This window comes from Moraxella sp. (genome assembly GCF_024227015.1).
Classification (GTDB): Bacteria; Pseudomonadota; Gammaproteobacteria; order Pseudomonadales; family Moraxellaceae; genus Moraxella.
Map to the genome: position 1 here is coordinate 1 of NZ_JAAELD010000359.1, position 12,264 is coordinate 12,264.

A 12,264-nucleotide genomic window follows, 5' to 3' on the forward strand; every position below is an offset into this window, starting at 1 on the left:
CTTATTTAGTTGTTGGCACTTTTGAAAGTGAAGATGTTTGCAATAATGTAATGAGCTATATGAGTACAAAATTTTTTCACTTTATGGTTACTTTGGTTAAAAATACTCAAAATACCACAAAGGCAACTTATGCTTTAGTACCAATGCAAGATTTTAGCCGTGCGTGGACAGATGAACAGCTTTATGCCAAATATGGCTTATCCAAAGATGAAATCAACTTTATTGAAAGTATGATACGCCCAATGGATAACGGTACAGGCGAAAAAGTCAAAAAATCTCGTGGTAAAAAGACCGCACAATCGCAGTTGGATTTGGAGAGTGGCGAATAATATTAGTCGCAAGGTGCGTATAACGCACCATTTGAGTAAGTAATATGATCGGGTGCGTGGTACGCACCTTACCAAATAGGAATAAAAAATGACCCCAACAACCTTTAACCAAATCCACGCCCCAAAAATTTATGTCTATTCAGACAGCCGTTATCCAAATTGTCTTAAAGTGGGCTATACCGCCCAAGAAACGGTAAGCCAGCGAATGAAACAGCATTATCCCACCGTTACCCCAAGTCAAAGCTGGAAATTGGAATTTGAAACTTTGGCGATTAAAGATGATGGCAGTTATTTTAAAGATTTTGCTGTTTTTGATGAATTAAAGAAAATGGGCATTAAGCGCATTGCAGGCGAATGGTTTGAATGTAATATTGAAACTGTCAAAAACGCCATTTTAAATATTAAGAAAGCCAAAATTTTTGAACGGCAACGCACACAAGATTTTAAAATGCGTCCAGAGCAATTAGACGCTGTGAATAAAACCGCTTATTATTTTAATGCGATTAAACAAGATAAAAACAATCACCGCACACCGCATTTTTTATGGAATGCCAAAATGCGATTTGGTAAAACTTTTGCTACCTATCAATTAGCCAAAAAGATGAATTGGAAAAAGGTACTGATTTTAACCTTTAAACCTGCGGTCAAAAATGCGTGGCAGGAAGATTTAACCACGCACAGCGATTTTAATGGTTGGCAATTTATCAGCCGTGATAGTGAATTCAAGCTAGAAAACTATGATAAAACTCGCCCGATGGTCTATTTTGCGTCTTTTCAAGATGTTTTGGGTAGAGATAAGTTTGGTAATATCAAAGCCAAAAACCAAGAAATTCACGCAATGAATTGGGATTGTGTTGTGTTTGATGAATATCATTTTGGGGCGTGGCGTGATAGTGCCAAAGGATTGTTTGCCAAAGATGATGAATTGGCAAAAATGCAAAATGAATATCAAGAAATGGAAATTGACGTAGAAAGTTTTGATGAAAATGAATTGCCAATTACCACAGAGCATTATTTGTATTTATCAGGTACGCCATTTCGAGCGATTGCCAGTGGCGAATTTATTGAAGAGCAGATTTTTAACTGGACTTATGGCGATGAACAAAAAGCCAAATTAGAATGGGATAATAGCCCACACAAAGAAGTATGGGGCGATAATCCTTATTTGTCATTGCCACAGATGATGTTGCTGACTTATCAATTGCCTGAGCATATCCGCCAAATCGCCACAGGCGGGGAATTTAATGAGTTTGATTTGGGTGAGTTTTTTAAGGCGGACGGCACAGGCAACAATGCCAAGTTCAAACATCAAGATGAAGTGCAAAAATGGCTAGATTTAATCCGTGATAATCTAGACGAGATGATAATTCATAATCTAAAACAAGGCAATGCCAAACCGCCCATGCCGTTTAGTGATGTGAATTTATTAAATAGCCTGTTGCATACCATTTGGTATTTGCCAAGTGTGGCAAGTTGTTTTGCCATGGCAAATTTATTACAAGCTCCCCATAATAAATTTTATCACGATTACAAGGTTGTTGTGTCGGCAGGCAGTAGTGCAGGCATGGGGGCGGACGCTGTTGTTCCTGTGAATAATGCCATTGGCGACAATCCTTTAAACACAAAATCCATTACGCTGTCGTGTGGCAAGCTCATGACGGGGGTGAGTGTGCCTGCGTGGACAGGGATTTTTATGCTTAGAAATATGTCAAGTCCTGAGACGTATTTTCAATCGGCGTTTCGGGTGCAGACCCCGTGGGTGGTGCGTGGCGATGATGAGGGTCAAATCATCAAACATCAGTGCTATGTTTTTGATTTTGCGCCAAATCGTGCCTTACGCCAGATTGCCGATTATGCCTCAAAACTCAATCCTGAGCAGGGCAATCCTGAGACGAAAGTCGCCGAATTTATCCAGTTTTTGCCAGTGCTTGCCTATGACGGCAGTGCGATGCAGCAGGTGGATGCCAAACTATTGCTGGATATGGCGATGAGTGGCACGACCGCCACGCTACTGGCAAGGCGTTGGCAGTCGGCAATGCTGGTGAATGTTGATGATTTTACCTTGCAAAATCTGATGAAAAATCAAGATGTCATGGACGCTTTGATGAAAATTGAAGAATTTAGAAGTTTGAATGATGATATTGAAGTCGTCATTAACCGCTCTGAAAAAATCAAAGGTTTAAAAGAAAAAGCCAAAGACAATGATGGCGAATTGTCAAAAGAAGACAAAAAGACATTAACCGATGAAGAAAAGGAACAAAAATCCCTGCGAAAACAAATTCAAGATAAACTCATCAAATTTGCCACTCGCATTCCGATTTTTATGTATTTAAGTGATTTTCGGGAACACAGTTTAAAAGATGTGATACAAGAGCTTGAACCTGAACTGTTTACCAAAGTAACAGGTCTAACACAAAAGGATTTTCAATTGTTGGTGTCTTTAAATGTGTTTGATGAAAGCGTGATGAATGATGCGGTGTATAAATTCAAACGCTATGAAGATGCTAGCCTTGAATATACAGGGATTGATAAGAAAACGGCGTATTTGGGGCTGTTTAATACCGTCATCAAATACCCAATCAACGCTACCCCCTAGGATGATGCTCAGCGTGGAGCGTCTGTAAGCGTGCCGTGGCAACGTGGGTGTAGATCTGCGTGGTGGATAGGTCGCTGTGCCCGAGCAGTAGCTGCACGCTGCGCAGATCCGCGCCGTGATTGACCAGATGTGTGGCGAAGGCGTGACGCAGGGTGTGGGGCGAGATGTCCGTGTTGATGTCGGCGAGGATGGCGTATTTTTTGATCATGTGCCAAAAATTATGCCGTGTCATGTAGCCGCCTTGTTCGGTGAGAAACACCGCTTGGCAGTCGCTCTTGCCTGACAGCAGTTCGCCGCGTCTGATGAGATAGTCTTGTAGGGCGTTTTGGGCGTATTCACCCAGCGGGATAAGGCGGGTCTTGTTGCCTTTGCCGGTGATCTGTAGCCAGCCGGCGTTGAGATTGACCTGCTCTAGCGATAGATTCACGAGCTCACTCACGCGCAGCCCGCAGGCGTACATGACTTCAAGCATCGCTTTGTCGCGCAGTCCGCGCACGGTGGCGATATTTGGCGTGTCTAGTAGGCGTGTGATGTCGGCTTCGGATAAGGTCTTGGGTAGGGATTTGGTGACTTTTGGGTTCTTGATGTCTTGACAGGGGTTGTCAAGGCGCACTTCATTGCCAATCTGCCACAAGAAGAACTGGCGCAGGCTGGCGAGCATTCTAGAGATGGTGCGCGGATTTTTGCCTTGGGATTGGGCAGATTCTAGGCAGTGATACACGTCCGCTTTATCCCAAGTCGTCAAAGGCTTGTCGGTGGTCGCCATGCACAATCTTAGGTCTCTGATGTAGGCGTTACGCGTGCGCACCGACAGACCGCGTGCCAGCATCGCCGTGCGAAATTCGGTCAGATAGACGGGATCGCCCGTCACATGGGTGATGGTGGGCGTGCGAGGCTCTTTGGCGCGGACTTTGCTCATGTTAGGATTTTTTGATGACCAGATAGCGGTATTTGCCGTCTGCTAGGGTTTCTTGATTCTCTAGCGTATGCCCCAGATGCCGACAGAAATTCGGAATGTCGCGCGTCGTCGCAGGATCGGTGGCGATGATTTCGATGCGCTCGCCGCCTGCCGCCTTACGGATGGTCTTATGCAGCAGCATGATGGGCTCTGGGCAGATGAGTCCTGTGGTGTCTAATTGATGATCGCTCATGAGTTGGTTTCGCTTTTTTGTTTGTCTTCTAAAAAGTTTAAAAATTTCTTTAAATTCACCCGAAACACATACGGCATGGCAAACCACGCTACCATCGCCAAAAACACACTCATAAAGAAAGTCGTGGTTGCACCATGCAGCACATAGATGCCAACAGCAAAAGCGACCAAGATAACGGCGGTTAGTAGGATCGTCGCCAAGATTCCGCCTTGCATGATGCGATAACGCTGCAAGAACATCGCATGAAATAGACTCAGCGGAATGCCAAGCCCGATCAGCACATAAGGCAGGTAATGAAAGGCGTAATAGATGAGCGCGTTGTCCTTAAAGCTTGCCATGCTAGCCAATGTACCAAACACACCAAAGCAGATAATGGCTGCTATGCCCAGATAGATGCTAATATTGGCAAGTCGGATGGCTTCTTTGGTGCGGGCGATGAGTGTGGCGGTATGAGTCATGAGTGTCTTAAGTGAATGTTGTCAAAATAAAGTTAGTCTTTGCCCTTGGTGGGATTGTCATGGTAGCTGCCGACATATTGGGCAAGCTCTGGCGCATAAAAATAACCGTCCAACAGAATGCAAGCCGCGATGTCATCGATTGGGTCGCGCTCATTCTGCATCCAGCCGCGCTCCCACGCCAATGAACGCGCTTCGGCAGAGCTTAGACGTTCATCATAAGTGAAGACCTTGGCGGGGTGTTTGCGTTCGCCAAGGCGATGCGATAGGCGGCGGGCGAATTTATGCGCGCGCTTTGAGAGCATCGAATCCGTGCCATCCATATTCAGCGGTAAGCCCACCAGTATTTCGTCGATTTTCCAAGTCTCAATGATGCCAAGCAGGTTATCCCAGTCGGGCTGACCGTTATTCATCGCTAGGATGTCAAAGGGGCGTGCATCTTTACTTAGGCTGTTACCCAGCGCCATACCCATTTTTTTGACACCAAAATCCAGTGCAAGGATGAGAGTTGGTTTGTCAGTCATTAGGCGCGTCCTTGAGTGGTGACGAAGGCGGTGGGTTTGACACCGATTTTATCATAAGCTAAGGACAGTCGCTCATCAAACGGTGCGCGGAACAGTATCTGTAGATCAGCAGGGCAAATCAGCCAGTCTCCAGCTTCAAGCTCGTCTTCAAGCTGACCCTTGCCCCAAGTACAAAAACCCATGCACATCAGATAATGCGCCATGCTGTCTTCTGACAGGCGCTCTAGGATGTCCTTGCTGGTGGTCAGGCAGACATTCTCTCCGATGGCAAAGCTTGATTTGAAGTCGGGCAATCCTGTATGCAGCACAAAGCCTGCATCAGGGCGCATCGGTCCGCCATTGATGGCAGGCGTGTTCATGGCGATCTGTGAGCTTGGCAGATCCAGCTCGTGCAAGAGCCCACCTACCGAGATGGATAGGGGCTGATTAACAATAAAGCCCCACGCGCCATCGGCATTATGACGGCAGACATAGATCAGTGTATCTTCAAAGCGCTCATCATCCATCTGTGGACTTGCCAACAAGAAATGATGTGCAAGGTTTTTTGGATTGGTTTTTTTATTCATTGTGTGTGTTGTTTTTATCTAATTATTTAAGTTGGCATCAGCACTCGCGCCAATCTGATCGGCGTGGGCGATATCAGCCAGCAGGCTCTTGACGTGGTTGCGCGTGGCTTCAGTGATGTTCACACCACCTGACATGCGTGCCAGTTCATCGATCTGATGTTCGCCTGTGATGACGCTGATATCGCTGGTGGTCTGCTCGCCGTGGTCTTTATAGACCAGAATATGGCGGTGTGCAGCGGCAGCGACTTGGGCTTGGTGGGTGATGGCGAGCAGTTGCTGATGTTTGCCCAGACTGCGAAGTAGTTCGCCCACGACCTGCGCTGTGCCGCCGCTGATGCCCACATCGACTTCATCGAATACCAGCGTTGGGCGGCTGCCTTTGCCATCACCTGCTGCCATCACCTGCATGACGAGCGCCATGCGCGACAGCTCGCCCCCTGAGGCGACCTTGTGTAATGGCTGTAGAGGCATGCCGACGTTGGCACTGAACAAGAGTGCGATGTCGTATTTACCGTGTGCGTTATATTGGCTTTCGTCTTTGGCATTGAAGGCAAATTCGCAGCGTGCATTCGGCAGAGCAAGCGGCAGCAGTCTCGCCTCTAGGCGCTCGCAGATGTCAGGCGCGATGGCGATACGTGCATTATCGAGCGCTTCTGCCGCTGACAAATATGATTCATAGGCTTCATTGACCTTGGCATCAAGCGTATCATTATCGGGCAGACCACCCAGATGATCAAGTTCGGCTTGCCAGTTCGAGGCATCCGCGATCAGCTCATTCACAGGTGTGTGGTATTTATTAGACAGCCGGTGAGCCAGCCCAAGCAGGGTGTTCAGCTCATGCAGGCGTTCTTCGTCAGGTAGCGACTGTTCGGCATAGTCGGAGAGCTTGGCGGTGGCATCCATGATTTGCTCTTGGGCGAGTGCCAACAGCTGACTACATTCGCTAAATATCTTGCTCTTATCCGCGCTGTGATCGCAGATACGCATCGCACGGCCCAGCAGACTTGCCACGCTAGGCTCATCACTGTCATTGTCCAAGAAATTCACCGCCATCATCGCCTCGGTCATCAAGGCTTCAAGGTTTGACAGTTCGTCATATTCGCTTTCGATCTCATCGAAATTCACTGACAGCAGCGGTTCGATGTCAGCAAGCTTGGCGGACAGTAATGCCATGCGATCGGCACGTTGTACAGATTGGCTTTTTGCGTCATCGGCTTGTTTTTTGATGGTTTGCCAGTTCTGATAGGCTGTTTTGGTGGCGGTCTTTAAAGTGGTGAGCTCGCCAATCTTGTCCAGCCAATCAATGACGAATTGCGGCTTTAATAATTCAAGTCCTGCGTGCTGAGAGTGGATATTGACGAGAATTTGCCCCAGTGATTTTAGCTCGCTGATGCTTGCGGGCACGCCGTTGATCCACGACTTTGAACGCCCTTGGCTGCTGATCTTACGGCGGATGAGCAGGGTGTCTTCTTCTAATTCGCGCTCGTGCTCGGCGAACCATGCGGTGACTTCATCGTTATTGGTGATGTCAAATTCGCCAAAAACCGTCGCCTCATCACAGCCATGACGCACGATGCCGCTGTCAGCACGTTCCCCAGCGCATAAGGATAATGCATCTAAAATCAATGACTTACCCGCACCCGTCTCACCCGTGATGACGTTAAAACGCTCATCAAAGCTGATTTCTTTTTCCTCGACTAGGGCAAGATTATTTAGGCTTAGAGATACCAACATGGCGACATTTTTCCGTAAAAAGGCGGCGGTTTATGATAATCAATTTATGCTGATTTAGCAATTTATGAAATGTTAATTTTAATGCATGCGTGAGATAGCGACGCACACCATCGTGGGCGGCATCGGTTATTTTTAGGTGATTTAGGGTTATAATGGGGATGATGCCTGCCATTCAAAAGTGCTGGATAAAATTATCTACCATTACCAGGCGATGTTTTGACAATTTGGCATAAATTTGCCACAATATCAAAGATTTTACCTTCTTAATAAGCCCATTTTTATGTCAAAAGCACCCAAAGCATTCGCCAAATCCGCCGATAAATTCAAAAAAGACAAGTCGGGCAAGCCAAATTCATCAAAAGCCAAACCCAATCGCACGCCACATTTCTATGGCATTCATGCGGTGACAGCGTTATTAAAGCACCGGCCACAGGATGCGTTGGCATTATTCGTGCAGCTGCGCGAAGACGGTGCGACCAGTCAGACGCATGATGACATCATGAGGCTTGCCAAAGATGTGGGCGTGAGTGTGCAGATGACGCACAAAGACAAGCTTGCCGAGCTGTGCGACAGCCATCAGCATCAGGGCGTGGTGGTGTCTGCACGAGCGCCGAAGCTGTATGATGAGAGCGATCTTGTGGCACTGTGCGATAAGGCGGATGCGTTATTTTTGGTGTTGGATCAGATCACCGATGCGCATAATCTGGGCGCGTGCCTGCGTTCTGCCAGTGCGATGGGCGTGGATGCGGTCATCATCCCCAAGCACCAAAGCGTCTCCATCACTCCGACGGTCGCTAAGGTATCGGTCGGGGCGGCAGAAGTCATCCCATTGGTGGCGGTGACGAATTTGGCTCGTAGTCTGGATGTCCTCAAAAAATCAGGCGTGTTCGTCTTTGGTACCGCCCTAGATGAGACAGCCAAGCCCTTGTATGATTGTGATTTTTCGGGTAAGGTTGCCATCATCATGGGGTCAGAAGGTGATGGCATGAGACGCTTAACGCGTGAGTATTGCGATACGCTGGTCTATATCCCGATGGCGGACAATCCTGATCGACCTCAGAGTCTTAACGTTAGTGTCGCCACAGGCATGGCGTTGTATGAAGTAACAAGACAGCGTGCCAAATAACCTTAGTAAAACGACCATAATAAATCGCCCAAACTTTTGAGCTTGGGCGATTTATTTTTTAGTGTGTTCCACGTGAAACATGATTCAGCTTTATGCAGATTTTGCCAAGCTTTTGGCTTTATCACTGGTTGCCTTGTCCATGTTGCTTTCGCATTTATTGGGGTCGTTGCCGCAGAACTGGCAATATTCATCACCCATGAGGTTGGCGACACCGCCGCATGAGCCTTTTAGGGGTTGTTTTTTTACCAAATAGCCCACGCCCATGAATAAGAAAAACAGCAAAAAAATACCAAAAGTCACCGCAAATACAGGTAAAAATTGATAAAACATGTCAGTCATGGCTTGCTCCTTTTTGTCAGATGGCAAGATAAATTTATTCTATTATAAGCTTTTTTGCACAAAAAATCAGCCACATTTGTAAACCCGTGGCTGATTTTTGTATGGTTTTGGTGCGTTTAGTGGTTTGGTAAAGGATTTACTTGGCAGCAGATTTGCTTGTCAAAGCTAAGAATTAGCCCCAATGTTGGCAGATACAGCCAATGCAAAAACTCTACCGCGCCTTCAAAATGCCGCATGATGGCAGATTTGGACAAGCCGATCAGATCATGAGTTTGCATGGTTATCTCCTTCTGATTGATGGGTTTGGCTTAGCTTTATTGGGTTTAGTTCTAGAGCATACCAATCCACCTTGCGCGTGATGAACATGACCGCCGCTAACAGTAGGAAGCAAAAAACTGCGCCCAACAGTAGATTAAGTTCGTCGATCGATAGGATAAAATAGAATCCTGCATAAAGTGATGATAATAAGACCGTAAATGCACCAGAACGCTTGGCGCCCCCCAGCACGTAGTAGGTATAGAACCCGATGAGTAAGGCGCATGCACCTGCCGCGATGCCATAGGCTGCATAGAAGGCGATGTGTTCAGCAAGCGACAGCAGCAGCACATAAAACATCAATAAGGCACTCGCCACCAGACCGTACTGTAGTGGGTGAATGCGCAGCTTCTTCATGGTCTCAAATAAAAAGAACGTACCAAATGAAATAACCAAGAACAGCAGTGCGTATTTGATGGCGCGGTCAGTTAAGGTGTAGGTGTCGGTGGTATTAACGAACGCCACTGCCAGATGGTTTAGGTTGTTATGAAGATTGGGACTGCACTCGCTCTTACATTCGCTGGCGCTGATGATGGCTTGTGTGTTGGCAGTTGCCAAAAAATCATTCTGCCAATCGGCGCTAAATCCTGTGGCGTCTATGCGTTTATTATTTGGCAGTGCATCACCCAAAAACTTAGGCTCTGACCAATTGCCCGCCAATGAAACTTGAGCATTATCGCCTGTCGGGGCGATGTGCAGACTGTCGATACCCAAGACGTTCAGGTTGGTGTGGATGTTCAAGGGCTCATCCAGAGTGCGTGCATCGTCGGTGATGGTGGCTTCGATGTAGGATAGATGATATTTGCCTTGAGTGTTGAACTTGGTCGGATGCTCTTTGCCGTTGATGGTGATTTTGGCGTTGCTTGCGCCGCGAAGATCGGATATGGGGATGATCAGGCTGACGGGTGTCGTAGCACCATCTTCGGTCTTTGGTGGGGTGATGGGCTGGTATTTTTGGGAGATGTCTAGGCTACTTTGGTGGCTGATGGCGTGATAAATACCACGGCGATATTTGTCATCCTGTACATCGCTTGTGCCTGTGATGCTGCTGCTCTGGGCGAAAACGGGCGCATCACCAATCAATAAAAATGGCGCAATCATGAACTGATCGCCTGCGTGCATGGTTTTGATTTCCTCCATTACGCTTTGGTGGTAATTTGAGCGTTCGTAAACTAGAGAGTTTATAAACATCATCCCTACGCCGAATAAAAAGCACAGCGTAGCGATGATGAACAGTTTGATGGTAAAGGTTTTTTGCATAAATTACTCCTACGGAAAATTTATGCAAATAGTACAAATCCTGTGTGCAAAAATGATGGAAAAACGGGGCGGATTTATGGAAAATGTGTGAAATCAGCGTGGCACACTCATTACCACAACCACACAATTATCCTTATCCTGCCCAAAACTCACCGCCCCGCCATGAAGCTCTATCACTTGCTTGACAAGGGTTAGCCCAAGCCCCGTGCTTTTTTGCTGGGCGGATTTGCCTATGCTAAAATACCGCTCAAAGGCTCGCTTGATGATAAAGTCGTCCAGCGTGTCGCTGTCATTTTTGATATGGATAAACGTATCCGTCTCGGTTTGGCTTATATGAATGGCTATCGCACTTTTGCCATAATAAATGGCGTTGTCAATGACGTTTTGCACCGCTTGGGCAAGCCAAAACTCATCGGCAAGGATACAGATACCGCTTTTGTCAAATTGCACGGTTCTGCCAAGCTGTTTTAGGGTTGCCGACTGCTGATTTAGGCAGGTTTGAATGAGTGCATCCAAATCAACATCGCTCATGGTAAGTTTGAAAGTAGGCTGTTCAATCTTGGCAAGGGTCAAAAGTCTATCCACTAGGGCGGTCAATTTGTCCGTTTGCGATAGGATAATGCCCGTAAACTGCTCACGCTCGGCACCTGTCAGCTCGTCCGTCAAAATCTCGCTACTGGCACGAATGGCGGTCAGGGGCGATTTTAGCTCGTGCGTGAGCGTGTGGACGTACTCGCTCACATACGCCTTGTTTTCTATGGTGTCTTTCATGGCGTGAATGCTCGCCATGAGTTCGTTTAGCTCTCGCCCAAGATAAAAATGGGGCGGGGCGGTACTGGCAAGCCCTTTGGTGTAGCGGTTTACGCTGTCTATGCTGCGCCTTAACCACCATGCCATGAGCGTGGCGGTGGCAAGCGTGATTGCCATAATCGTTAAGATAATCTTAATAATCTCATCGGTGCTTTTGTTGATGTAGGGAATGAGCGTTTGGGTGGGTTTGCCAACGGACACCACGCCAATGATCCGCCCGTCCGACACAATCGGGCTTGCCACATACATGACCGAATGACCCCCGATGTCGGTACTTCTTGCCCCGTATTTACCACGCAAGGTCAGATACACGTCATTCCAACGGCTAAAATCCATCCCCACGCTCGCCCCAAGACTGTCATAGATGACCACGCCTGTGCCGTCTGTGATATAGATGTGGTAAGTGCTTTTGGATTTTTGATGATACCAAAGCGGTTCATCAGGGTTGGTAAAGGCGTGGGATAGTTTGGTATTAAGCGTTTGATTTAATTCATCTTTTGATAAAGTTGCCACGTCATCTGCCACGATGTGCGACAGTAGCACCGAAGTATCCACGAGACTGTCTTCTACCACCCTTTTGGCGGACGGTCGCACCGTTTTTTGGACATAATATAGGGCAAGAGACGATGACAACAGGGTAATCAAGACAAAGGTGAGCCAAATTCGCACAAAAATGCTAAAACTTAGGCGTTTTTTAAAAAGGCGGTCAAGTAGGGTGTGAAAAGTTGGCATGATGATAAATTTTTTGATTGATTTGTCTTATTTTAGAATTATCTAAAATAGCATTGTATGAGCCTACGAGTTATGCTATAAAGAACCAAACTGATGACTGATAAGGAGCGGATACATGAATGTACATTCTTTTTTGGACCCACAGACTGAGACGTATAGCCACATACTTATTGATGACGACACCAAGCTGTGTGCCATCATTGACCCTGTCCTAGATTATGACCCTGTGTCGGGACGGGTAAGTCATGATAATGCTGATAAGCTCATCAATTTTATCACAAGGCACGATTTGACGGTCAAATACATCATTGAGACCCACGCCCATGC

Annotated in this window: 13 protein-coding genes and 2 pseudogenes; 4 read left to right on the forward strand and 11 right to left on the reverse strand. The window is 47.0% G+C overall.

The annotated features are described in order from the left end of the window. Positions 1-329, forward strand: a pseudogene (locus GY683_RS08025) (restriction endonuclease); the annotation flags it as partial. A gap of 88 nt (positions 330-417) precedes the next feature. After that, positions 418-2,925, forward strand: a complete 2,508-nt coding sequence (locus tag GY683_RS08030; protein ID WP_297288235.1) for a DEAD/DEAH box helicase — start codon at positions 418-420, stop codon at positions 2,923-2,925. Here the strand turns inward: GY683_RS08030 and xerD are convergent. From xerD to GY683_RS08065, 7 genes are read right to left on the reverse strand one after another with little or no spacing between them, the layout of a single operon-like run. Further along, positions 2,915-3,844, reverse strand: a complete 930-nt coding sequence (gene xerD / locus GY683_RS08035; protein WP_297288236.1) for a site-specific tyrosine recombinase XerD — start codon at positions 3,842-3,844, stop codon at positions 2,915-2,917. The genes GY683_RS08030 and xerD overlap by 11 nt on opposite strands. 1 nt (position 3,845) lies before the next feature. Further along, positions 3,846-4,076, reverse strand: a complete 231-nt coding sequence (tusA, locus tag GY683_RS08040) for a sulfurtransferase TusA (RefSeq protein WP_046700496.1) — start codon at positions 4,074-4,076, stop codon at positions 3,846-3,848. Beyond that, positions 4,073-4,534, reverse strand: a complete 462-nt coding sequence (locus GY683_RS08045) for a hypothetical protein (protein ID WP_297288237.1) — start codon at positions 4,532-4,534, stop codon at positions 4,073-4,075. The genes tusA and GY683_RS08045 overlap by 4 nt, the downstream gene beginning before the upstream one ends. A 32-nt stretch (positions 4,535-4,566) precedes the next feature. Next, positions 4,567-5,055, reverse strand: coding sequence for a Holliday junction resolvase RuvX (gene ruvX, locus GY683_RS08050; RefSeq protein ID WP_046697328.1), 489 nt, complete (start codon positions 5,053-5,055; stop codon positions 4,567-4,569). Further along, entirely contained in the window at positions 5,055-5,621 is a 567-nt protein-coding gene (locus GY683_RS08055; RefSeq protein WP_046698801.1) for a YqgE/AlgH family protein, read from the reverse strand. Before GY683_RS08055 ends, ruvX begins: the two co-directional genes overlap by 1 nt. A gap of 18 nt (positions 5,622-5,639) precedes the next feature. Further along, a complete protein-coding gene (gene recN, locus GY683_RS08060; protein ID WP_297288238.1) occupies positions 5,640-7,355 on the reverse strand; it encodes a DNA repair protein RecN in 1,716 nt (571 codons plus the stop codon). Next, positions 7,330-7,527 carry a hypothetical protein gene (locus tag GY683_RS08065; RefSeq protein ID WP_297288239.1) on the reverse strand — a complete coding sequence of 66 codons (198 nt, stop codon included), beginning with the start codon at positions 7,525-7,527 and terminating at the stop codon, positions 7,330-7,332. The genes recN and GY683_RS08065 overlap by 26 nt, the downstream gene beginning before the upstream one ends. Before the next feature lie 108 nt (positions 7,528-7,635). On the opposite strand from GY683_RS08065, the gene rlmB reads away from it, so the two are divergent. Further along, on the forward strand, positions 7,636-8,481 hold the full coding sequence (rlmB, locus tag GY683_RS08070) for a 23S rRNA (guanosine(2251)-2'-O)-methyltransferase RlmB (protein ID WP_297288240.1): 846 nt from the start codon (positions 7,636-7,638) through the stop codon (positions 8,479-8,481). Between the two features lie 90 nt (positions 8,482-8,571). On the opposite strand, the gene nqrM is transcribed toward rlmB, so the two are convergent. The 4 genes from nqrM to creC form a co-directional block, all read right to left on the reverse strand. Beyond that, positions 8,572-8,820, reverse strand: a complete 249-nt coding sequence (gene nqrM / locus GY683_RS08075) for a (Na+)-NQR maturation NqrM (RefSeq protein ID WP_080702180.1) — start codon at positions 8,818-8,820, stop codon at positions 8,572-8,574. Between the two features lie 116 nt (positions 8,821-8,936). Beyond that, on the reverse strand, positions 8,937-9,098 hold the full coding sequence (locus tag GY683_RS08080) for a hypothetical protein (RefSeq protein WP_297288241.1): 162 nt from the start codon (positions 9,096-9,098) through the stop codon (positions 8,937-8,939). Then, complete coding sequence (creD, locus tag GY683_RS08085) at positions 9,085-10,395, reverse strand: cell envelope integrity protein CreD (RefSeq protein ID WP_297288242.1); 1,311 nt, start codon at positions 10,393-10,395, stop codon at positions 9,085-9,087. The genes GY683_RS08080 and creD overlap by 14 nt, the downstream gene beginning before the upstream one ends. Before the next feature lie 93 nt (positions 10,396-10,488). Next, positions 10,489-11,937, reverse strand: coding sequence for a two-component system sensor histidine kinase CreC (creC, locus tag GY683_RS08090; RefSeq protein ID WP_297288243.1), 1,449 nt, complete (start codon positions 11,935-11,937; stop codon positions 10,489-10,491). A gap of 115 nt (positions 11,938-12,052) precedes the next feature. Here creC and GY683_RS08095 point away from each other — a divergent pair. Continuing rightward, positions 12,053-12,264, forward strand: a pseudogene (locus GY683_RS08095) (MBL fold metallo-hydrolase); the annotation flags it as partial.